This is a genomic window from Mycobacterium europaeum (assembly GCF_034555895.2).
Lineage (GTDB): Bacteria > Actinomycetota > Actinomycetes > Mycobacteriales > Mycobacteriaceae > Mycobacterium > Mycobacterium europaeum.
In genome coordinates this window covers 5,693,757-5,716,850 of record NZ_CP157315.1, presented here as the reverse complement: position 1 = coordinate 5,716,850, position 23,094 = coordinate 5,693,757, and the positions used below count along the sequence as shown (strand labels likewise).

General features: G+C 61.9%; 17 protein-coding genes and 2 pseudogenes. 6 read left to right on the top strand and 13 right to left on the bottom strand.

The window, feature by feature from the left end; translation table 11 throughout:
- Nucleotides 1-374: 374 nt before the first annotated feature.
- The 3 genes and pseudogenes from ltrA (at nucleotide 375) to U8D42_RS26565 (ending at nucleotide 3,659) form a co-directional block, all read left to right on the top strand.
- Nucleotides 375-2,162, top strand: a complete 1,788-nt coding sequence (ltrA, locus tag U8D42_RS26575; RefSeq protein ID WP_046186391.1) for a group II intron reverse transcriptase/maturase — start codon at nucleotides 375-377, stop codon at nucleotides 2,160-2,162.
- Nucleotides 2,163-2,413: 251 nt separating this feature from the next.
- Nucleotides 2,414-3,256: pseudogene (locus tag U8D42_RS26570) on the top strand (transposase); the annotation flags it as partial.
- The gene (locus U8D42_RS26565) at nucleotides 3,231-3,659 is read left to right on the top strand and encodes a transposase (protein WP_250644919.1); all 429 of its coding nucleotides are present in this window, start codon (nucleotides 3,231-3,233) and stop codon (nucleotides 3,657-3,659) included. The pseudogene U8D42_RS26570 and the gene U8D42_RS26565, both read left to right, overlap by 26 nt.
- A 37-nt stretch (nucleotides 3,660-3,696) precedes the next feature.
- Here the strand turns inward: U8D42_RS26565 and U8D42_RS26560 are convergent.
- The 8 genes and pseudogenes from U8D42_RS26560 to U8D42_RS26525 all read right to left on the bottom strand — a co-directional run.
- Nucleotides 3,697-4,715 (bottom strand): annotated as a pseudogene (locus U8D42_RS26560) (flavin-containing monooxygenase); the annotation flags it as partial.
- A gap of 337 nt (nucleotides 4,716-5,052) precedes the next feature.
- Nucleotides 5,053-6,111 (bottom strand): LLM class flavin-dependent oxidoreductase, encoded by a 1,059-nt coding sequence (locus U8D42_RS26555; protein ID WP_007172230.1) that lies wholly within the window; start codon nucleotides 6,109-6,111, stop codon nucleotides 5,053-5,055.
- Nucleotides 6,112-6,232: 121 nt separating this feature from the next.
- Nucleotides 6,233-6,382 (bottom strand): ferredoxin, encoded by a 150-nt coding sequence (locus tag U8D42_RS26550; protein ID WP_230493324.1) that lies wholly within the window; start codon nucleotides 6,380-6,382, stop codon nucleotides 6,233-6,235.
- A gap of 53 nt (nucleotides 6,383-6,435) precedes the next feature.
- Nucleotides 6,436-7,734, bottom strand: a complete 1,299-nt coding sequence (locus U8D42_RS26545) for a cytochrome P450 (RefSeq protein ID WP_007172228.1) — start codon at nucleotides 7,732-7,734, stop codon at nucleotides 6,436-6,438.
- 56 nt (nucleotides 7,735-7,790) lie between these two features.
- Nucleotides 7,791-8,402 carry a TetR/AcrR family transcriptional regulator gene (locus tag U8D42_RS26540; RefSeq protein ID WP_046184315.1) on the bottom strand — a complete coding sequence of 204 codons (612 nt, stop codon included), beginning with the start codon at nucleotides 8,400-8,402 and terminating at the stop codon, nucleotides 7,791-7,793.
- A 447-nt stretch (nucleotides 8,403-8,849) separates the two neighbouring features.
- Nucleotides 8,850-10,307 carry a flavin-containing monooxygenase gene (locus tag U8D42_RS26535; RefSeq protein ID WP_007172226.1) on the bottom strand — a complete coding sequence of 486 codons (1,458 nt, stop codon included), beginning with the start codon at nucleotides 10,305-10,307 and terminating at the stop codon, nucleotides 8,850-8,852.
- A gap of 338 nt (nucleotides 10,308-10,645) precedes the next feature.
- Nucleotides 10,646-11,704: a BtrH N-terminal domain-containing protein gene (locus U8D42_RS26530; RefSeq protein ID WP_007172225.1), complete on the bottom strand. Its 1,059-nt coding sequence runs from the start codon at nucleotides 11,702-11,704 to the stop codon at nucleotides 10,646-10,648.
- 92 nt (nucleotides 11,705-11,796) lie between these two features.
- A complete protein-coding gene (locus tag U8D42_RS26525) occupies nucleotides 11,797-13,350 on the bottom strand; it encodes an acyl-CoA synthetase (protein WP_007172224.1) in 1,554 nt (517 codons plus the stop codon).
- Nucleotides 13,351-13,773: 423 nt separating this feature from the next.
- Between U8D42_RS26525 and U8D42_RS26520 the strand changes: the two genes are divergently transcribed.
- Entirely contained in the window at nucleotides 13,774-14,538 is a 765-nt protein-coding gene (locus U8D42_RS26520) for an enoyl-CoA hydratase/isomerase family protein (RefSeq protein ID WP_007172223.1), read from the top strand.
- Nucleotides 14,539-14,752: 214 nt separating this feature from the next.
- Here U8D42_RS26520 and U8D42_RS26515 read toward each other — a convergent pair whose 3' ends face one another.
- The gene (locus U8D42_RS26515; protein ID WP_007172222.1) at nucleotides 14,753-15,406 is read right to left on the bottom strand and encodes a TetR/AcrR family transcriptional regulator; all 654 of its coding nucleotides are present in this window, start codon (nucleotides 15,404-15,406) and stop codon (nucleotides 14,753-14,755) included.
- A 768-nt stretch (nucleotides 15,407-16,174) separates the two neighbouring features.
- Here U8D42_RS26515 and U8D42_RS26510 point away from each other — a divergent pair.
- Both U8D42_RS26510 and U8D42_RS26505 read left to right on the top strand, forming a co-directional pair.
- Nucleotides 16,175-17,374 (top strand): acyl-CoA dehydrogenase family protein, encoded by a 1,200-nt coding sequence (locus U8D42_RS26510; protein ID WP_007172221.1) that lies wholly within the window; start codon nucleotides 16,175-16,177, stop codon nucleotides 17,372-17,374.
- A 62-nt stretch (nucleotides 17,375-17,436) separates the two neighbouring features.
- A complete protein-coding gene (locus U8D42_RS26505; protein WP_007172220.1) occupies nucleotides 17,437-18,984 on the top strand; it encodes an acyl-CoA synthetase in 1,548 nt (515 codons plus the stop codon).
- Nucleotides 18,985-19,377: 393 nt separating this feature from the next.
- Here U8D42_RS26505 and U8D42_RS26500 read toward each other — a convergent pair whose 3' ends face one another.
- The 4 genes from U8D42_RS26500 to U8D42_RS26485 all read right to left on the bottom strand — a co-directional run bounded on the left by U8D42_RS26500 (nucleotide 19,378) and on the right by U8D42_RS26485 (nucleotide 22,758).
- Complete coding sequence (locus U8D42_RS26500) at nucleotides 19,378-19,902, bottom strand: transposase (RefSeq protein WP_369741417.1); 525 nt, start codon at nucleotides 19,900-19,902, stop codon at nucleotides 19,378-19,380.
- 72 nt (nucleotides 19,903-19,974) lie between these two features.
- On the bottom strand, nucleotides 19,975-20,355 hold the full coding sequence (locus U8D42_RS26495) for a Zn-ribbon domain-containing OB-fold protein (protein ID WP_046185921.1): 381 nt from the start codon (nucleotides 20,353-20,355) through the stop codon (nucleotides 19,975-19,977).
- Nucleotides 20,356-20,375: 20 nt separating this feature from the next.
- A complete protein-coding gene (locus U8D42_RS26490) occupies nucleotides 20,376-21,563 on the bottom strand; it encodes a thiolase family protein (protein WP_033721567.1) in 1,188 nt (395 codons plus the stop codon).
- A 40-nt stretch (nucleotides 21,564-21,603) separates the two neighbouring features.
- A complete protein-coding gene (locus tag U8D42_RS26485) occupies nucleotides 21,604-22,758 on the bottom strand; it encodes an acyl-CoA dehydrogenase family protein (protein WP_007172216.1) in 1,155 nt (384 codons plus the stop codon).
- Nucleotides 22,759-23,094 lie beyond the last annotated feature (336 nt).

Sequence of the window (23,094 nt, the reverse complement as noted above, 5' to 3'; positions counted from 1 at the left end):
GACCGGAGGCCACAGGCCGGTCGTGCGAACACCGCTGGTCTCGGGGTATAGAGGGCGCCCTCCCCGGCCGTATCTCGTATGCGCGGAACGTGGAAACCCCGTCGGGTCCGGCCTTCGGGCCGGTAGGCCGATCGTGAGAGGGGCGGAATCCCTCGGCGGGAACAGGATGCTCAAGAAGCGAATGCCGATGGCCGAAAGGCAGCGGGACCTGTGGTCGTGGTGCCGCCGCTCCTCCTGGGCGGCGATCATGGGGAACCGGTCGGATACCAGCGTGGTGGCTGGGCTCGAAAGGGCGCTGACGTGGGCAGGTGAGCCTTTGAAATACCGAGACCGAGGGCCTTGCGAACCGGAAGGGCAAGTTGGACACCGTAGAGGTGAACGGACCGGAGGGCGTTTTCGATTGGACCGTCGTGGATTGGCGTGTCCATGAGGAAAACGTAGCGAGGTTGCGGCGCAGGATCTTCAAGGCGACGCGGGAGCAGGACTGGGCCTCGGTCCGGTCGCTGCAGAAACTGATGCTGGGTTCCTGGTCGAACACGTTGGTCAGTGTGCGACAGGTGACTCAGCGCAATGCTGGGCGTCGAACGGCCGGGATCGATGGGGAGGTTGCCCTGTCGCCCGAGGCGAGAGCGAATATTGCGGTGCGAGTGCATGATTCGCGGTCGTCGTGGGAGCCCTTGCCGGTTCGGCGTGTGTATATTCCGAAGGCCAACGGAAATCAGCGTCCGCTCGGTATCCCCGTGGTGATGGACCGCTGTCATCAGGCGCGGGTACGCAACGCGCTGGAGCCCGAGTGGGAGGCTCGGTTCGAGGCCCGTTCCTACGGGTTTCGCCCGGGCCGTAGCTGTGCCGATGCGATCCAGTCCCTTTTCCTCACGCTCAAAGGGCCACGAGCCCAACGGGCATGGATTCTGGACGCCGATTTGTCGGCCGCGTTCGACAGAATCGACCATCCTCGGCTACTCGACAAGCTGGGGTCGTTCCCGGCCAAGGAAATGATCCGAAAGTGGCTGAAAGCCGGGGTGATCGAGAACGGCGGGTTCGCGCCGACCGAGGAGGGTTCTCCGCAGGGCGGGGTGATCAGCCCGTTGCTGATGAACGTGGCACTGCATGGCCTGGAGGAGGCCGCGGGAGTTCGTTACCGCAGTTCGACCGGTGTTTACGCCGGCGCGGCGATAGCGGGCAACCCGGTTCTGGTGAGATATGCCGACGATATGGTCGCCTGCTGCCATTCACGTGAGCAGGCCGAACACGTCAAGGCGCAGCTTGCCCGGTGGCTGGCTCCGAGGGGTCTGGTCTTCAACGAGGATAAGACGCGCATCGTCCACCTCGAAGAGGGATTCAGCTTCCTCGGATTCAACATCCGCTGCTACCGCCACGGTAGACGGCCGGGCAAGTTGTTGATCAAGCCGAGCCCGGAGGCGATCGAGCGTATCCGCAAACGGTTGGCCGAGGAGATGCGCAGGCTGCGCGGCTCCAACGCCAGGGCGGTGATCGCCCGGATGAACCCGATTATCCGGGGATGGTCCGCCTACTATCGAGGTGCGGTGTCCAGCAAGGTTTTCAGCTCGCTGGACCACTATATGTGGCGGCTCACCTCCGGGCGGGCGCGCCGACCGCATCCGAAGAAGCCGAAAAAGTGGATCGCACGCCGCCACTGGGGTCGGTTCAACAAGTTCAGGAACGATCAGTGGGTGTTCGGCGATCCCGAACGGCCGTTGGATGACCGCCGTGAAAACATCGCGTGTCTGGTCAAATTCTCCTGGACTCACATCGTCCGACACACGCTAGTCGCGGGCCGGGCGTCTCCCGACGCCCCGGAATTGGCCAGCTACTGGGCCGAACGACGGCGCAAGGTCAAACCCGCGCTGGACAGCTACAACCTGCGCCTGCTCGCCAAGCAGGACGGACGGTGCCCGCTGTGTGGCGATCATTTGTTGACCGTCGATCAACCCCCGCAGTCGCCCTCCGAATGGGAACGGTGGTGGTTAGGAGTTGTCAAGCGAGCCATCGCCGCCGAGCATCTCACCCACCACGGGCGGCTGGCCCGGTTGGACGAGACCCACCTGGTACACGCCTCCTGCCATCGCAGCCTTCGGGCTAAGTTGCGCGGGAGCCCAACGAATTACGCAGTTCCCGCAACGTCCTCGGGGCTTGCTTGAGCCGTATGCCGGGACGACTGGCACGTACGGTTCTGAGGGGGGACCGCCGCAGCAATGCGGCGGTCCTACCCGACATGAGCCTCGGTGAGGCAGCCTGAAGGGGCGCCGCCTTCCCGAGGGTGCTCTGAATTCGGTTTGTCTGATCAAGGACCGGCGTTGGCGCGCTGGTTGGGAAGGTACGCCCATGCTCACGGTAGTTCACGACGTCGACGAGTCCAACGACAACACCGGTTCGGGTCGCTCGTTACTCGATGAGGTCGTCCGCGATGGCGCCCGGCAAATGCTTGCGGCGGCGCTGGAGGCCGAAGTCGGCCTATATCGCGCAGTTCACCGATCAGGTTGACGAGAATGGGCATCGCCTAGTGGTGCGCAACGGCTACCACGAGGAGCGGACCGTGTTGACGGCCGCTGGGGCGGTGCCGGTCAAGGCCCCGCGGGTCAACGACAAGCGCATCGACGCTGACACCGGTGAGCGGTGCCGGTTTTCCTCCCCGATTTTGCCGGCGTGGGCGCGCAAGTCGCCGCAGATGACCGAGGTGTTGCCGCTGCTGTGCCTGCACGGGCTGTCCAGCGGGGATTTCGGCCCGGCGCCGGAGCATTTCCTCGGCACGGGCGCGGCGCTCTCGGCGACCGAGATTACTCGGCTGACCGCGCAGCGGCAGGACGAGGCCAAAGCCTTCGGCAAGCGTGACTTATCCAGCACCGATTACCTGTATTTGTGGGTGGATGGCATCCACCTCAAGGTGCGCCTTGAGGTGGAGAAACTCTGTTTGCTGGTAATGATCGGGGTCCGTGCTGATGGCCGCATGGAGCTCGTCGGGCTGGCTGACGGCTTCCGGGGATCGACTGAGTTCTGGGCTGATTTGCTGCGCGATTGCCGCCGCCGCGCCATGACCGCAGCGGTGCTCGCGGTCGGCGACGGCGCCCTGGGCTTCTGCAAGGCGTGCGGGAGGTGTTCCCGGATATTCGAGAGTAGCGCTGCTGGTGGCATAAGCAGGCCAATATTCTTGCCGCACTGCCGAAATCGGTGCACCCAGGGTGCAGTCGCGGCGATGAAGGAGATCTACAATGCCGAGGATATCGACAAAGCCCAGCTCGCGATCAAAGCGTTCGAGATCGACTACGGCGCCAAATACCCCAAAGCGGTCGCCCAAGATCGTCGACGACGCCGAGGTGTTTTTGGAGTTCTACCGGTATCCCGCCGAGCATTGGATCCACCTTCGCACCACAAATCCGATCGAAAGTACCTTTGCGACAGTACGTTTGAGGACCAAAGTCACCAAAGGGCCGGGCTCCCGCGCGGCCTGGCTGGCGATGGCCTACAAGCTAATCGAGGCCGCCCAGGCCCGCTGGCGCGCGGTCAACGCACCACACTTGGTCGCCCTCGTCCGTGCCAGCGCCGTCTTCCACAAGGGCAAGCCGCTCGAACGGCCTATCGACATCACACCCGAACCGTCGGCAGCTGAGCCTCAAACCGTCGGATCGCAGGTCGCCTGAAACTCACCGATCCACAGGTCTTGACGATATCTCACTCACGGATGTCGAAGAGGTAATTGGTGTTTTACCTGCCATGGCCCTCGAGATCCCGCCTTCGGTAGCTGGTCCATCGCGCGCTGGAAGTAGCCTGGTGCGAAATCGGCGAAGGGTTCTTCTTCGACATCTTCCCTGGATGAGCGGCTACGACGGTGTCGTAGCCGCGCGCGTCCATGCAATTGAGCAGGCGACAAACGTATTCCGATACCAGGTCGGCCCTCAAGGTCCACGATGCATTGATATAGCCCATGGTGAACGCCATGGTGGGCACATCGGACAGCAACATCGACTTATAGGTCATCGACTTGCTGACGTCGACATCCTGGCCGTTACGACCAAGCTTGGCGCCCCCAAAAGCCACAAGTTCAATCCTGTTGCGGTAGAAGATGATATCGGCCGCCAACTCGTGACCCGTTCTGGTGAAGCGGTCGATGTTGGCGAACGTTGCAGCATCGTTATGTGCCCGGCGCCGCTGTCGATAACGACGACGTTCTTTACCGGCATAATCAAGGTCTCTGGGCCGGTGCTGAGGTTGCAATATGGGCCCACCGAAGTTCTCCTCGCCGGGAAAGTTTGGTCGGTAACCCGCGTCGTAGTTGTAATAGCCGCTACACATGAAGACGAACCGCGCCTCGAGCTCTAATTCCTCAGCCGTTCCGAACCGCCTTGATGGTCCAGCGCCGGCTGGCGTCCGACCAAGCGGCAGACAAGACCTGGGTACCGAAGTGAATGTGCTCATGGATGCCGTTCTCGGTCGCGACCTCACGCAGATAGTTCTTGATTGTCGGCGCGTCGACAGTGAACCTGGCCGAGTGCCAGGGCTTGAAGGAATCCGAACGTGCACATATCTGAGTCCGACCTGATGCCCGGATACTTGACCAGATCCCACGTGCCACCCGGATCACTTCTGCGCTCTAGAACTACGTACCTATTACCGGGGCAGCGATCCTGCGGGTGCCAGGCAGCGCTGATACCGGAAATCCCCGCTCCCACGACCACCACATCGAACAACTCTGACATGTTAATCGAGGTTAGCAACCCGATGACCTTGTCGCCAAACCGCTCGATCGACTCCGCATCTACTCCGTCGGACCGCCTTGATGCGGCGCAGAAGGTCCGCGCCGCAACGCATCTGCGTGCCACAACGTGTTCTGACCACTTCACTTCCTAGTGAAAGAGGACCGGCATCGTCCTAGCCTTCCCCAAGGACCGTTATTGCCAAACGCAAGCTCGGCTGTCACTGGGGGACTGCACCCCACCGAGATAGTCCCAGAGGGAAATGAGTAGTTTCATGCGAACCCGAAGGTCGGCATCGATCGATGCGGCAGCGCACTTTGTGTGCGAGATCGCCGTGTCGCTACCGTGGTCCGGGTCGCGCGTGCAGCTGGGAGGCCGGAGGCATATTGGGCGGGGCGCAATGCTTGATGAGATCATCGACGTTCTGTCCGACCCGCTCAGGCGCGGTACCTACCGACGGTGGGTAGAGCATGATGTGGTCTAGCACGCCCTCGTAGCGGCGTAGCCCGTTGCGAACCTCGTCAGCGGTGCCGGCGACACCCATGACGTCGATCATGTCATCGGTGACGGCGTTGAACATGGCCTGAAAGTCGCTGCGGGTGAAGGCTTCTCGGATGACGGCACCCTGCTTGGCGAATCCGCAGAAGTCGAGCAGCGGTTCGTAGGTCCTGACCGAGGCGTAGAATGCGATCTGCTGCGCTACCTCGCGACGAGCGATCTCGGGGTCGTCGTGGATGGAGCACATCACCATCGACACGATCTCGACGCCGTTAGGGTCGCGCCCGGTGCGTTGTGCGCCCTTGGCCACCGCAGGCCGCACGACTTCCTCCACATACGCGGTGGTGAAGAGTGGATGCCCGGCCAAGCCGTCAGCGACCCGTCCGGCGGCTTCACACATTCGCGGCCGCACGGCGGCGGTGACGATGGGGATATTGCGCGCAGGGGGTTCTACCGGCCCGGTGGGGACGAGATTCATATTGTAGAAACGGCCCTCATGGCGGACGGGTCCTTCGTGCAGGTTCCAGATGCGCCGGATAAGGGGTACGAGTTCCTCGACGCGCAGGGCGGGGGCGCTGGTATCGGTGACAGAGTGCCAATCGCTCATCATCCGTTTGGTGCCGTTGCCGATCCCGAGCACGACCCGACCACCGGACAGTTCGTCGAGGTCGCGTGTTTCGGTCGCCAAGACCAGCGGACTACGTCCGATGCCGTAGAGGATTGACGACCCGATGCGACACCTGTTCGTCGAGGTTGCCATCGCCGCCATCGAGATGGATCCCGACCGGGTGTAGAACTCGGATGCCCAGACGGCGTCGAACCCGGCCTGGTCGGCAGCCGCGGCGGTGGCCTTCATCGCGGCAAGTTCAGGGGCGACGACTGAAAGTCCATAAGTACTCATAAGTGACGGCTCCATCGTGTGGTAGGTGACAGACGGTGTCAGCGGCTAGTTGACCCGAAGGCGAAAGCCCATCGCCGCCGACAGCAAGCAGGTGTGTCAGCGTTGCCTCAGGACCGCGGTCTCAGTCCTCGACGGCGAGAGCGCCTGTGGGGCAGCACGATACTGCTTCTTCGATGAGTGATCTGTGGCATTCCGGTGGCTCGGGGTTCACGATATTGAGTTGGCCATCGTGCCTGACCTCGAAGAAGTCAGGAGCCAGGCCTTCACACATTCCGATTGACGAGCATCGGTTGCGGTCGACTCTGATCTTCATACCACGCCGCCTTACGCGTTCGGGGTGAAGCGGACGGGAAGGTGATTCACGCCGTGGAAGAACGTGCTGACGGTGTAGCTGGGTGGCCCGCAGACTTCAATATCAGGCAGGCGGTGCAGCAGTTCTCTGAAGAGCGCAGCGAGTTGCTGCCTGGCCAGCTGGTTGCCGAGGCAGTGATGGATTCCCCCGCCTCCGAAGCTCACGTGCGGGTTAGGGTCGCGCGACAGATCGAACTTCTCCGGGTTAGTGAACACGGTGGTGTCCCAGTTGGCCGAGCTGTAGAAAAGTATGATCTTGTCACCCTCGGTGATCTGCTGCCCGCCCAGTTCGCAGTCGCGAGCCGCCGTCCGGCGAAATGTCATGATTGGTGTGGCCCACCGGACGAATTCTTCCACGGCCCCTTTGATCCGTCCGTCGAAATCCTCCATGAGCCAAGCTCTTTGGTCTGGGAAGTCCGTCAATGCTTTCATCGCGTGACTGGTGCTTTGGCGCGTGGTGTCGTTCCCGGCGATCGTGAGAAGTATGAAAAACGAGACGATCTCGTCGTCGGTGAGTTGTTCGCCGTCCACTTCAGCTTGAACGAGGTTCGTCATAAGGTCATCTTCGGGCTGCCGGCGACGTGCGGCGATGATTTCGCGGGCGCCATCGCCCAAGAATCCCATCGCTTGGAACAGGCGAGGTATGACCGGGTCTTCGCCCATCACCTCCGGGTCGCTCCACCCACCGGCATACCGTGACTCCCACGCGATGTCGCGGCGCATCGAGTCCGGCACGCCCATCATGTCGAAGATGTTGTGCATCGGCAGCAACGCGGCGCACTGGTCGACGAAGTCAGCCTCGCCTTGCGGGGCAAGGCCATCGACGACCCGTTTCGCGTTGGCCTCGATCTGGTGACTGGTCAGCCGCATTTGCTTCGGTGTGAATGCGGATGCCAGCAATCGTCGAATCTTGGTATGCCGCGGCGGGTCCATAGCGATGAAGCCTTGCGCGGTGTCGAGCAGTTCCTGCGGGATCGACTCCATCACAATGCCTTGACCAGACAGGAAATCGTCGTGTCGCCGGGTCGCCTCGACAAGTAGCGGGTGGGTGACCACGGCCCAGAAGCCTTGGTCGTCCTCGTCGTCGATCATGGTGTGCTCGACGCGCGGGTGCCAGCTGATGGGGGCGCGTCGGCGCAGCTCCGCGTAGGTCTTCTCACGGTCAGCGGCGGTGCCAGCCCAAAAGGCAGTCGAGGACAGGTCGGCAGAATCATACGAACGTGCTGAACGACGCTCCACCGACGACTTCGGAGCGGAAGCGCTGACAGTCATGAGGGTCCTCCCGAGCTAGTGTCTCCACGCCAGTGTTTACACTTTTCTCTATAAAGTCAACATCCAGACAAAAATCTGCGTTGTGTAAACGGCCTCGCGGGATCTGCGCCCAAATAGCGAAGGGCGATCCGCGAGATCCGCTCACCGGTCAGACTTGCATCGGCAGAAGGAAGCACGACATGGCTCACAGTGAGCCTCACCAGCGCATCGGCGACTTCATGCACGTCATCGGCATCCAGACCTGGAAAGTGCTCGTTGAACCAAGTCACGAGGGCTGCCGAGGATAGCTCCAGCAGCGATGCCGAGGTCGGCAGGAGCGGCAACATACCGGTTGTCTCGGAAACCGTTTTGTCTGTAGGCCGATTTGACGTCAACACCGCCTTCAAGAGCGGGCTCGCTTCCGCTTCCTCGAGGGTGTACGACACCGCGGCGGTGATACCCCCGCGGACATCTCCGGCGTGTTGTGCCGAAACTGCGTGAATGCCGTTCAAGAATCGTTCGCCTTCGGACACAACCAGCGCGTCACCCAGTCCCTGCTTATCGGTGAATTCCTTGTAGAGCGTCGGGCGGGACACGCCGACAAGCTTGGCGACTTCACTCATGCGAACCCGATGCCAGCCCTTCTCGATAGTGAGGTCACGCGCAGCCCTGAGAACTTGCTCACGCATGTGCTGGCGAAACGAGAGGCGAACGGACTCTGTGGACATGGTGAGCAGGATATGCGTCTTGCACAAGTGTTCCGTCCGGGCGGTGGAGGACCACACCTGCTTGCTGTCGAAGATGACCAATCGCCGGTCCCTGCATGATTTCGTTGATGCGGTTCTAACGCCGGCTCGGAGCGTTCGATGGCTTAGTCGGCAAACGCCGGCGTGATAACGGTGGGCGTAAGCGTTGCCAGGACAGTGGCCACGCTTGGTCGTCACCACCAAAGACCACGCGAAGTCGTTCCCCATTCCATGGGCGTCGTAGCGTCCTCGCTCCGAATTCTGCCGCCGCCTGATCCGAGACGCTTGCGCTCGCGTTAGGGCCCCAAACCATCTTCACCGATGACGTGCATGGCACCAAGCGCGACAGGATCCGCGCGAAAAGACCTTGATTGGCTTTCGATGCGCGTCTCATCGGAGTTCGAAATCTGCGATCTCAGGTGCACGCAATAGTTCTCGGTGCCGCTCGGGTGTCCACGGAAACAATTCGGGAAGCCCATCTTTGCCTAGGTACCAACTGTTGCAACCGGTAACCCAAATTGTTTGTGGCATCGCTGCTTTCATGCTGTCGTTGTAGCCCTTGGTGGCCAACTTGGTGGGCGCGGCGGCGACGATGCGGCCCTCACGGATCCGGTTAATCCACCACAGCACATAATCAGCCTGGTCCTCGGCGACCGGTATCAGTGACTGGTTGCCGATCGGCGAATGCGGACCCATCAGCATGAACAAGTTTGGGAATCCGGGCACCGCGACCGACCGATACGCCGTGGGGCCATCGGCCCATGCCTCGTCGAGGGTGAGCCCACGCTCCCCGACCACTGTCAGCGGGCGCACGTAGGCCCGGGCGTCAAACCCGGTGGCATAGACCAGCAGGTCGAGTTCGTGCAAGGTACCGTCGGCCGTGATGACGCCGCGAGGCTCGATGTGGTCGATCGTCTCGTTGATCACCTCCACACCCGGTTGTTGGACCGAACGGTAGAAATGTCCCGCCATAATCTGGCGCTTGCACATCGGCTGATCTTTCGGGGTGAGTTTCGCGCGCAACTGCGGGTCGCGCACCGAGAGTCGCAGGTTCCATCGACATAGCGTCTGAACCAAGCGGCGCTGAAATCCCGGACGGATCGGCGCGCGGCCGAAGATGCGCCTGACCACCAATCCCCAGAACCAATAGCCCAGGCCGTTCAACCTCGGCCACCGCGTCAACGCGGCCTGGATCAGCGGTGAGTAGTGCGGATTGGGCATCGGAAAGACCCACTGCGCAGTGCGTTGGAAGACGGTGAGCCGACTGACCTTGCCCCCGAGTTCGGCAATGATCTGTATGCCTGTCGAGCCCGTCCCGATCAGTCCGACCCGCTTGTCCCGCAAGGTGACGGAGTGATCCCATTCCGCGGAGTGGAACACCGGCCCGGCAAAACTCTCCTGGCCGGGAATGTCCGGATAGCGCGGCACCCGGAGCACGCCGGTCGCGGTGACAAGGACGTCGAATGTCTCTTCGCTGTCGTCGGTCGTGATCCGCCACCGCTCGTCGTCGTATCGGGCGGATATGACCTCGGCGCCGAACTTGATGTGCGGGCGGATGGCCCGTTCGTCGGCCACCTGCTGGAAATAGGCCTGGATCTCCGGCCCCGGCGGCAGCAGGTGCGACCAGTTCGGGTTGGGCCGAAACGAGTAGGAGTAATACCGCGATGGGATATCGCAGGTTAGCCCCGGGTAGGTGTTGTCTCGCCATGTGCCGCCGACATCCTCGGCCTGTTCGAAAATGGTGTACGAGTCAATGCCGGCGTCCTGCAGCTTGATCGCCATGCACAGTCCCGACATGCCCGCACCGATGATTGCGACTTTGACTGACCGTTGTTCCGTCATGTTCATCACTCATTCTTGAAGTGCTACTTGTACTCGGCACTGCCGATCACGCCGATACCGGCGCCGCTACGCACTAAGGCATTGATGCGCGCTTCCGCTCGTTGTCGGCACACGACCAGCCGTCCTACCCGCGCACGCCGGTGCGGCGACCCTTGTTCCGTGCACCAAGCGTTCCCTCCTGCTGCCCCAGTTGCGGACCGCTACACGTGTGGAGCCACCAACAGTGTTAACCGTCGTTAGCGTACCCCTCGAAAATGGCTCCGGTGGGTCAAAAGCCGCGCTGCGTGGACGTTCGGCACCCAGATGCCAAGCTGAATGCAGCGGCCGGCCCAAGGCGGAAATTGTTACGTCAGAGCCGCTCCGGCGGCGAAGAGCGATTCCGTGAGCCGCTTTTCGGCGTCAGGCACACGCTCGGCTGCGGCCGCAGTGGCGGCGGCGCGAGCCCGCAGTGGGGTGCCTGGGTTGTAAGCCATCCGGGCTACTTCGGTCCAGGCGGTCGACACCTCCCGAGCAGCCCTCGACGCCTCCAGGGCGGCTTCGGAATGCAGCAAGTTGGCGATGCTTCGACAGCCGTCGGCCTGCAGGGCCCTGAACAACCCCCCTCCCGTCCCCGCCTTCTCAATGAACGCCCACAGCGCAAACAGGGCGCTTTCGAGGTTGTGATCGTCCAGGGCGTCAGGCCACGCCGCCACGTCGACGGCGAAATGCTCGACACCATCGAGTCCATCCTTCTGTGCCTCAGGGTCGCGAGTGACTGTAAGACCCCGGCTGTCGGTGATTGCCGCCATCGCCTGCGCGCTTCGGATAAGGGCGGGACCGGCGATCGCCGCCAAGTCCGGCGCCGTAGTCGGCCAGTCGACGATGTAGGCGGTGTGACGGGTCGGCACGGGAAAGCCGGTCGAAGACCGTGCCCGACGGAGATCCTCGTAGGGGACCAGTTGGACCGAATCTCGGTCGTTGTCAACGACCAAGGCCACGCCTCGGTCGTCGTCGTAGCCGGTGATGACAATGTCGTGGCGGCTCATGCTCAACCGTGCGCGCAGATAGGGCAGATGAGCAATGTCGGCCCAAACCATCACGGGGGTGCGGCGGTCGAGTTGATCGGTCACCCACTTCCACCCGAGGTCGCCGTCATCGGTGGCGCGAATCTCGAACTGTGCACCGACATTAGTGAGGTATTGCTCTTCGAGATCGGGGCCCCTGCCAACGAGGTACACCGGCGGAAATAACTCGTCGGAACGGGCATAGGAAAAATCCAGCGTGCCGCTCAGCGCGAAAACCAGTCCTTCGCGGGGGGCGTGCACACCCCAACGGAGTCCGGCCCACTCGGTCAGATCGCGGAGGGCACCGGACCCGCAGTGGCCGCCGAGCTCGTGTCTGTAAGGCACCTCTACGCGCGCCATGACGATCCCGTCCTGACGGCCTGCCCAGGGCGTCTAGGGAAATCCTTTGGAGGCAGCCGCGTCGATGGCCGCGGGGCGCGCTGCAAGGGCACCTATCGACCCCGGCTAGTGCTTGTGCACTCTTGCCGGAACTGTTTTCGCAGTTCGCGTTTGAGCACCTTGCCAGCACCTGAGAGAGGGAGCGCATCAACGAACGAGGCTGTACGGGGCGCCTTGTATCCCGCGATCTGAGTCTTACAGAAGTCTCTGAGCTCTTCGGCTGTCACCGAGGAGTTTTCGGTCAAGACGACGACCGCATGAACGCGCTCGCCCCAATTTTCATCGGCAACTCCGATGACCGCGCACGCCGCCACCTCCGGGTGCCTGGACAGAACATTCTCGACTTCCGTCGAGTAGACATTCTCGCCACCCGAGATAATCATGTCTTTGATGCGGTCGACGACGAACACATAACCCCGCTCGTCCATGTAACCGGCGTCACCGGTGTGCATCCACCCATTGCGCAGCGCGGCCGCTGTCTCGTCTGGTTTATTCCAGTAGCCCAACATCACGTTGCCGCCACGCACGACGATTTCGCCGGTATTGCCCGGCGGCACTTCCTTATCGTCAGCATCGACGATTTTGACCTCGGCGCAGGGCGCGGCGCGGCCGGCTGAACGCAATAGGTCCGGATGCTCGTGGTCCTCAGGACGCAGGACTGTGGCTAGGGGGGACAGTTCTGTCATGCCATAACCCTGCATGAATCGCGCCGACCGCACGGTCTTCATCGCGCGCGACAGGACCGCCTCGGAAATCGGCGATGCCCCGTACATCACGTTTCTGAGGCTGGAGAGGTCGTAATCCCTGACGGCGGGATGGTCGACGACCATCTGCAGCATGGTCGGCACTAAAAGGACGTCGGTGACCTGGTGGCGTTCGATGGTCTGGAGAATGGCACTGGGCTCGAAAGTCGAGAGCATCACATGTGTGCCACCCAGGGTGGTTTGCCCCGCCCAGGCGGCCAAGTCCGCGAGATGGAACAACGGCGCAACATGAAGCAGTCGAGCCTCCGAACTCAGAAAGCTTCCCACGCTGAGCATTCCCAGCACGGAGGTCATCAGGTTCGCGTGGCTAAGCATGACGCCCTTGGGTAGACCCGTGGTGCCACCGGTGTAGAACACACCGGCCAGTTGATCGCCGCTGCGCCGCACGTCATCACCGACTTCGCCGCCGGCTATGAGTTCCTCATAGCAGAACATTCCCTCCGGGGTCGGGGCGTTTCCGCAATGAACGACTGCGCGCAGGTCAGGATATGACGCGCGAAGTGCGGGGACTGCTGGACTGAAGGCGTCATCGACAAATAAGACATCGGTTTGGGAGTCGCGCAGGGCGTAGGCAATCTCCGGAGGGCTCCAGCGGATATTGATCGGGTTTAATACCGCGTCCGCCCACGGCACCGCCAGCAGGTACTCATGGTAACGGTCGGAGTTGAGCGCCAGCATGCCGACGCGATCCCCGCGGTTAACGCCAATCGTCCGTAATGCGCTCGCCAACTTCGCGATTCGTTGTGCGGACTGCGCATAGGTCCGTGTTCGATCCGCGTCGATGGTGGCGAGGCGGTCCGGGTGTTGTTGCAGTGCTCTGTGCAAGCCCTGCGTGAGGTACATCACGTCTCCTCCTGAACTCTCAACCGGTGCGGGCCCGGCAATGACACATCCAGTGGCCCCGAGCGCCCTCACGTTATCAGTGGTTAACATTACTGGGGCGCCGATGGATAGCACAATCGTCCTTTGAACTCGACAACTGAGAGCCCACCCAGTCACCCGCCTGCATCGAATCGTCGTCACGTCCCACAATCGTGAATGCTTAGTCACATATGCTGCGACTTGTGGCGGGAACGGTGTTACCAGTCCCCACTTCCAAGTCGACTACTCCAATTAGGTGGCGTTGGAGGCGATAAAATCGAAGACCCCGTCGCAGCCCAGACCTGCACGCCCCGCAGAAGGTGTCGCTGGGACGTCCAAGTGGTCGCCGATGGGACGCCGGCATTGTCGATGGAGACAGTGCCCAGAACACGCGGAAGGACTACCTTGGATGATCCGGTGATTTATGACGTCGTCGATGGGGTGGCCTGGCTGACTATCAACCGGCCCCACTCTCGCAATGCGCTCAGTGTCGCCGTGCGCCAAGGATTATGGGATGGCGCACGTCGGTTCAATGAGGACGCTGACGCGCGCGTACTCGTTTTGACCGGCGCGGGTGAAAAGGCATTCTGCGCCGGCGGCGACCTTAAAGAGATGGCGCACCAGGCGCTGGCGGTTCCGCCACTGGACTTCGCCCCGCAGTTCGGCCGCAACATCGACATCGCTAAACCGACCATCGCGGCGGTCAACGGTGTTGCATTCGCCGGCGGGTTCCTGCTCGCACAGCAGTGTGACCTGATCGTCGCCGCCGAGCATGCCCTGTTCGCGATCACCGAAGTCAAAGTCGGCCGTGGAGCTCCCTGGGCCGCTCCTCTTTCGTGGCTCGTTCCACCGAGAATCGCTCTGCAGATGATGCTCACCGGCGAACCGATCAGCGCGGCCCGGGCGTTCGAAGTGGGTCTTGTTAACGAGGTGGTGCCCGCCGCTCGGCTTAGGGATCGAGCCCAGAAGCTGGGCGCTCTAATCGCTGGAAATGCTCCGCTGTCGGTGCTGGCCGCTAAACAGACTGCGTATCTATCGGCGCGACATCGCCTTGAGGAGGCATACACGCTGGCTGAGAAGATCTGGGAACCCGTGTACCACTCCGCGGACGCGCAGGAGGGCCCACGCGCATTCCGGGAGAAACGGGCACCTGTATGGCGGGGACGCTGAACACGCCGGATGTCTGCGAATGCTCGTGCCAAGGACCGCGCGGCGAGACCGCCGGCTGACTGGCGCGGCGTGCGGGCCCGCCAAGCAAGCCGATTGGCGGCGTGCTTAATCGTGGCCAGGGAGCCATCGACACGAAGCAAATCATTGACAGCCTCTGCTCAGCGAAATCACCCTCCCGAGGACACGCCGAGGCGAGGACACTCCGAGGTTGCGCCTACCGTCGACCTCGGCGCTGCGGCAACGCGTGGCTTGCCCGATCCTCACTGTGCGACTCGCACGGTGGAACGCCGAGAACAGCGTGCCCCATCCGCGCGAGCAGCACCGAGACGCGCTCGGGAGGCATCCCCGTATCGCGATATTGCAACGTCGATTGGATGGCACCGATCGCGCCGTGAACAACGGCGCGCAATTCCGTCTCGTCCAACTCCGGCCTTAACTCGCCCAAAACGTGCACCCACTCTTCAACGTAGAGGCGCTGTTTGCGGCGCAGGCGACTACGTCGATGGTCAGGCAGATTATGGACTTCTCGGTAGTAAACAATGGCGAGTTCGCGCTTCTCCATCACCAGGGCAACGTGGTCGGCTACTAAGGCAGTCAGCGCCTCGCGATCATCTCGGCTTTGTTCAACGATCGCCGACGCCCGTCGCAGCAGCGTGTCAATCACTTGTTCGAACAGTGCCGCCAGCAAGCCCGCCTTGCTGTCAAAGTGCCGGTAGATCGCTGGACCGACGACCCCTGCCGAGATGCCGATATCGGCCATAGAAACAGCGTGATAGCCACGGTCCGCGATGAGTTCGGCGGCGGCCGCCAGAATCCGCTCGCGACGCTCGCCTCCTCGCGTGCGGCCGACGGTGACTGTGTCGGTCACGGTCGACCATCCTTTCGCAGTCGAAGCAGCAATACCTCTTCCGTTCGAAACGCCCACACGTTCCGGGTGATCTACGAACGTTAACACTTCTTCACGATGCCCACTCCCCACGCACAACTGCCGCGCCATCCAACGTCCATACTGGGAGAGGCCCCGGGGTACCTCCAAGCGCGGCGCGGCTGCAACCACCAAGACAATCAACCCGGATAGATTGCAGTGATCGGCGGACGAGACCTCCTTCATTCGCATGAGTCGTAGATCTGGTGCACCGGAGCGCGACATCTACGCGATGGGTGTTGCAAATCCTTGGGCCTCGCACGTAACGTTAGCCACCAGTAACTGAGGCTGTTGAGCTTCGACGGTTTCTGGACTAATCGGGGCACGCGAAGCACTCCTTGAGGTGGCCACTTGCACGCGACGCCCGAGCCTTGCATTGACTTAAGTCGCGGTCGCGAGTGGGTAGGAAGGGATCGGTTTGAGAGATTCAGTGCCGATCCTCGCGCGAGGAGCCTGGCTGACCGATGCCGCCTATGCGCTTGATCGTGTTGGTGGGCGGCGCAGTCATGCTCCAGGACAATGCTTTCGGCGCGTGCGCTGGGAGGCGAAGACAAAGTTTCGCTCCGATTGTTTCGGAATTCAGCACACGGGCCGCTCGCCCCGTTGGGCGAATGCTTTCCGAATCGTCCGACTGCACAATCGAATTGAGACACCTTGCACCTGCGTGCAACCGCTGTTCGGTTGCCGACGCAATTCGATCCGGGAGCCATCATGACGGATATCGAAGCAACCACCAAACACATAGCCGGGACGGAAGGCTGCGCTGTGCCCAACGATCCGTGGACCACGCCGGAGCGGCTAGCACTGAGCCAGTTGGCGCGATCTTTCGTCGCTCGCGAGATAACACCGAAAGTGACGGATTGGGAGGAGGCAGGTGAAATCCCGCGCGAGCTGCACCGTAAGGCTGCCGATGTGGGACTTCTCGGGGTTGGATTCCCCGAGAACGTGGGAGGCAGCGGCGGCGACGCGATCGATTCGGCGTTGGTAACCGAGGCAATTCTGGCGTGCGGTGGGTCTACCGGCGTGTGCGCCGCGTTGTTCACCCACGGCATCGCGCTTCCGCACATCGCCGCGAATGGATCGGATGCCCTGATCGACCACTACGTTCGCCCCACCCTGGCCGGAGATATGATCGGCTCGCTGGCAGTCACCGAGCCCGGAGCGGGCTCAGATGTGGCGAACCTACGCACACGAGCAGTCCGCGATGGTGACACGTACGTGGTCAACGGTGCTAAGACCTTCATCACGAGCGGTGTCCGCGCCGACTTCGTGACTACCGCGGTGCGTACCGGGGGACCCGGGTACGGCGGAGTTTCGTTGCTGGTTATCGACAAGGGCACACCGGGGTTCAAGGTTGACCGCCGGCTGGACAAGATGGGATGGCGTTGCAGCGATACCGCAGAACTCTCGTTCTTTGACGTTCGCGTTCCCGCTGCGAACCTGGTGGGGGCAGAGAACGGCGGATTCTTGCAGATCATGCAGCAGTTTCAGTCGGAACGACTCGGCATTGCCGTGCAGGCATACGCGACGGCGGAGCGCGCGCTCAAATTAGCCAAGGGTTGGGCGCGCGAACGCCAGACTTTCGGGAAACCTCTGACGGCTCGTCAAGTGATCCGCCATAAGCTCGCGGAAATGGCCAGGCAGGTCGACGTCGCGCGCGCCTACACCCGCGCCGTGATGCAACGGTGGCTGGCCGGGGAGGATGTAGTCACTGAGGTGTCGATGGCCAAGAACACCGCCGTATACGCGTGCGATTATGTGGTGAATGAGGCGGTTCAAATCTTTGGTGGGATGGGTTATATGCGCGAGTCCGAAGTCGAACGGCATTACCGAGATTGCCGCATTCTCGGAATAGGCGGTGGCACCAACGAGATCATGAACGAGATCATCGCCAAGCGCATCGGCTTATAGCTGTTCGGCACTGAATCGGCCCACGACGACGTGTCTGGGCGACCGGCTCCGAAGGAGTTCACATGGACAGGGGTATTGGCAGTTGGGCGACGAAACGGGCCTTCCTGTCCGGCGACCGCACCGCCCTCGTTGACGATAACCGACGGATCACCTTCACTCAGCTCGATGAACGGACCAACCGGCTTGCGCGTGCCCTGCGAGCGCTCGGTGTCCGCAAGGGCGACAGGGTTGGCGGTCTCTTGATCAACAGTCCCGCGTTCATAGAAACGATGCTGGCGGCCGCGAAACTAGGCGCGATCTTCGTGCCCATGAACGTGCGGTTGGCGCCAGCAGAGGTGGCTTACCAGCTGGCCGACTCAGGCGCAGACGTGCTCGTGTATTCCAACCCGCTGGCCCCGGTCGCCCGCGCCGCGGTGTCAGAGGATGGGGTGCGGGTCCGCCACCAAATGGCCGTCGGCGGTGAATGCCTTGCCGGTGAGCTTTCCTACGACGACGTTGTGAACAGTGAAGCGCCCACAGCTGTGGGCTCCGACGTGGCGGGCCATGACATTGCAAATCTGATGTATACGTCCGGGACTACGGGGCGTCCCAAAGGTGTGATGCTCACCCACGACAACCATCTGTGGAACGTCATGAACGCGCTGACAATCGGGCGCGGGCTGCGTGAGACGGACGTGACCGTCGCCGTGGCTCCGATGTTCCACATCGGGGGACTCGGAGTGCACACGCTGCCGCTGCTGCATGTCGGCGGTTGCAGCGTGCTGCTGCCGTCCTTCGATCCGCGACAGACGCTGGCGATGATGGCCCAAGAGCATGCGACAGTGCAATTCATGGTTCCGGCGATGTGGGCCGCGCTGATGAACGTCGATGGATTCGAGGACCACGATTTGTCGGCTCTCGAACTGGCGGCTGCGGGTGGCGCACCGTGTCCGTTGACCGTCATCGAATTCTTCCAAGGACGCAGTCTGCCGTTCCAGGAGGGTTTCGGGATGACCGAAACCGCGCCTATCGTCTCATTCCTCGACGCTGAACACGTTAAGGAGAAGGCCGGATCGATCGGTCGGACGGCTTTTCACGTCGAAGCTCGTATCGTCGACGACGCCGACAACGACGTCCCCGTCGACGAGGTGGGCGAGTTAGTAGTGCGCGGCCCTAACGTATTCGCGGGCTACTGGGGTCTTCCCGAGGCGACAGTGCAAGCTTTTCGTGGCGGCTGGTTTCATACTGGCGACTTGGGCCGCATTGACCGAGAAGGTTTCATCACTCTGGTCGACCGAAAAAAAGACATGATCATCAGCGGTGGTGAGAACGTTTACCCGATCGAGGTGGAGCAGGTCCTCTACCGTCACCATGCCGTGCGCGAGGTCGCGGTTGTCGGTGTGCCGCATCCGCGTTGGGGCGAAACTCCGGTGGCCGTCGTGGCCCTTCAGCAGGATGCCGCCGTCAATGCAGAGGAGCTTATCGATTACGCTCGAGAACGCCTTGCCCACTTCAAATGCCCGTCACGAGTACATGTCGTTCCCGACTTGCCGCGAAACGCCACCGGCAAGGTGCTCAAGACGGAGCTTCGCCTGCAATTCGGCGGGGAGGGGCTTTCAGTTCTGCGTTGAAACGCCGTTCTCTCGGCCAGACGCACATTTGCTTTTCGCCACACCTCGACCACGTTGCGGTACGCAGAATGCGGTCAGCGGCAGCATGGACGTAAATCTTCGCACGCCTGCCGAATCGCTTTGGGTGAGAGTCGTTCATGGGTGGATACGAGTGGCAGCGCAGCGGGATGGCGGATGATCCGACGGTTCGAGGCTCAGCTGCCGACGGTTCGGGTGTGATGTCGATAGGCCGTTCGAGCGGCTTGCCCTTGTGGAAGACGGCGCTGGCACGGACGAGGGCGACCAAGTGTGGTGCGTTGACCGCGCGCCAGCGGGCCTGGGCGGCCTCGATTAGCTTGTAGGCCATCGCCAGCCAGGCCGCGCGGGAGCCCGGCCCTTTGGTGACTTTGGTCCTCAAACGTACTGTCGCAAAGGTACTTTCGATCGGATTTGTGGTGCGATTGGTGGATCCAATGCTCGGCGGGATACCGGTAGAACTCCAAAAACACCTCGGCGTCGTCGACGATCTTGGGCGACCGCTTTGGGGTATTTGGCGCCGTAGTCGATCTCGAACGCTTTGATCGCGAGCTGGGCTTTGTCGATATCCTCGGCGTTGTAGATCTCCTTCATCGCCGCGACTGCACCCTGGGTGCACCGATTTCGGCAGTGCGGCAAGAATATTGGCCTGCTTATGCCACCAGCAGCGCTACTCTCGAATATCCGGGAACACCTCCCGCACGCCTTGCAGAAGCCCAGGGCGCCGTCGCCGACCGCGAGCACCGCTGCGGTCATGGCGCGGCGGCGGCAATCGCGCAGCAAATCAGCCCAGAACTCAGTCGATCCCCGGAAGCCGTCAGCCAGCCCGACGAGCTCCATGCGGCCATCAGCACGGACCCCGATCATTACCAGCAAACAGAGTTTCTCCACCTCAAGGCGCACCTTGAGGTGGATGCCATCCACCCACAAATACAGGTAATCGGTGCTGGATAAGTGAGTTTTCGCGTCGGCTCGTCACGCAGTTGACGTGACCCGTCGGAACTGCGGAAGTGCCAGGTTGCCTCGTGATTCGAAGACCACCTCGACAGCCATACCGACCCGCACTTCATCGACGTTGCATTCGATCACGTTGGTCATCATTCGAGGTCCTTCTTCCAGCTCCACTATCGCCAAGACGTAAGGAGCGGTGAAAGCTGGCGACGGGGCCTGACGGACGACGGTGTAGGTGACGATCGTCGCTTTTCCCGAAGGTTCTTGCCAATCCAGATCCGCAGCCCAGCAGTATGGGCACCAAGGGCGGGGATGATGATGGAATCGCTTGCACTCCCGACATTTCGGGAGCACAAACCGCCCGACAGCTGCCTGCTGCCAGTACACGGCCGTGCTGTCAGTCACGGTGGGCATGGGAGCAGTTGTCACGGCGTCCTCCCCAAGAGTACGGTCGAATGGTCTGCCATCATGCCGCCGTAAGTGTGTACCAATGCTATTTCTGCAGACACTTGACGATCCGCAGCCTTCCCCATCACTTGGCGCGCAGCTTCGATCAGCATCGACATTCCCGACGCGTCGCCGGTGTGTCCGAATGACAGCAGACCCCCGTAGGTGTTCACCGGAAGGTCACCGCCGGGCGCCCCCCGCCCATCCAGGAAGAAGTGGCCACCTTTAGCTGCCGCCACCAGCCCCGTTTCCTCCAACAGCAGTATCGGGTTGATCGTGAAGGCATCGTACAGTTCGGCCACCTGCACGTCCGAAGGCGAAAGATCGGCCATTTCGAACGCGGCACGCGCTGACACGCTGGCACCCATTGTTGCGAAGTCGCTGGTGTGGGTGATGTTGCCGTGATCGTGGTGTTCACCGAAGCCCAATACATAGGCCGGTTGGTCGGTGATTTCCCGCGCGCGGTCACCATGGGCCACTAGGAACACGGCGCCACCTTCACACGGTACTGAGCAGTCCAGCAAATTGAACGGCCACGCGATAGGTCGTGAAGCCAGAACCATCTCGACGGTGAGCGGACCCGCGTTGCGCATCAAAGCATCTGGATGCCGTAACGCCCACTCGCGGCTCGAGACCGCCACGGCGGCAAGAGCATCGCGGCTCGTTCCGCGTTCGGCCATATGCCGCGTGGCGGCTAAGGCGTAAAGGGCTGGGATGAAGCTGCCGTATGGGTACTCAAAGTCCGGGTGGCTGATCATGCGCGCCATTGCGTTGGCGCCGCCTCCCCGCCCCACCTTGGGGAATTTCCCCGCACCGATACAGAGCACCGCGTTTGCAAGGCCGGCGCTGATTGCAAGTGCAGCCCGCGACAGCATGATCGTGTAGGTCGCCCCACCGACGTTGACAGTCTCACAAAAGCGCGGCCGGATGCCCAACACGTCATTGAGGCGCTCGTGGACGAAGATGTCGGCACCCGCACCGCTGGCCATGCCGGACGGGCAAACCAGCAGGCCGTCCACATCGCGGGGACCAAGTGAATGGCTCTGCAGAAACCGACGAAGCACCAACTCCTGCATGCCCGCGCCGTCGTGGCCTTCGTACTTTCCTGGCGGTAGTTCTTCTACTGCGGCGATAGCCGGCTCGCTGGCAAGTGCCCAAGTTCTCACGTTGACCTCATGGAAGCAGCCACCCAAACCTAGTCGACGTTCAGTATGACCGTGGAAGCGCGAGACTATGCTGCGCAACATAATTGAGGATCATCTCCCGGCTGATCGGTGCCGTCCGCATCAACCGCGCCGGTCCCCACAACGTCGCCAACCCGTACTCCGTAGCCAGACCGTTGCCGCCATGCGTCTGAATCGCTTGGTCCAGCGCAAGGATTCCGGCTTCAGCTGCCGCGTACTTGGCCATATTCGCCGCCTCGCCGGCCCCTGCCTCGCCGGCATCGTGTAAGGCGGCCGCCCGTTGGGTCATCAAGCGTGCGAGTTCAACCTGAATTTTGGCGTGCGCCAGCGGATGAGCGACTCCCTGATGTGCCCCTATAGGGGTGTCCCACACCCTGCGCTCCCGGGCGTAGGTACATGCCTTGTTTAACGCGTACCGGCCGATCCCATTGCCCAGCGCCGCCCCCATTATCCGTTCCGGATTCAGACCAACGAATACCTGCCGCAGTCCCTCGTCCCGAGCGCCGATCAAGTTGTCACCGGGAACACGTACATCGTCGAAGAACAGGGTGAACTGTTTCTCCGGTGTCACGGCTTGCACGGGAATCAGAGTCTTCTGCAGGCCGGCAGCGTCCGTGGGAACCACCATCAGCGACAGCCGGCCGCGCCCACGCTCGTCAGTACCCGTTCGGGTGACCACCAAGATGGCTTGCGCCTCGTCCACTCCCGAGATGTAGTACTTGGTGCCACGCAGAACCCAGTCGGCGCCGTCCCGCTTGGCGGTCGTCGCTATGTTGTGCGAGTTTGAGCCCGCGTCGGGCTCGGTGATCGCAAACGACATTATGATCTCGCCGCTCGCAATGCCCGGAAGCCAACGCCGTTTCTGCTCGTCGGTTCCGAACGCTTGGATGATGGTGCCACAAATGGCCGGCGACACCACCGTCATCAACAACGGGCACCCCGCCGCCGCCAACTCCTCTCCCACGGCATGCAGTTCGTAGATACCCCCACCGCCACCGCCGTACTCCTCGGCAATATTCACCCCGAGAAAACCTTGCTTACCTACCTCCTGCCACAGTTCCGTAGACTTCTCGCCCCCCAGGGATTTGGTCAGGTAGTAATCGTGGCCGTACGACTTCCCGATGGCCGCAACCGCCGCCCGCAGATCCCGCCGTTCCTGGCTCTCTGATATCTCCATACCGCTCAACCCCTTGAATCACCCGCAGGTCCGGGTTTGCACCGGCCACGACAAACTTCAGGCGACACACCGAGGAATTCGAGGGAAGCTTCCGTCACCGCTCGACAGCAGCGTAATCGCCCGGTGATACGTTATCGGCCGTTAACATTGACGCGCAAGTCCGCGTGTCGGTAGTGCGTCGACTTCCAGTGACCGGCTTTACGCCACGCCGGATACGTGATTTCTCGGCAGCAGCCGGAGTCGTTCTAATCCCCAGCCCATGAGCAGAAAGGCAATCTCGCCCCTCTGGCGTGGCGCAACGTCGACAACTTCGGGAAGCTCGATTCGCTTGACCCG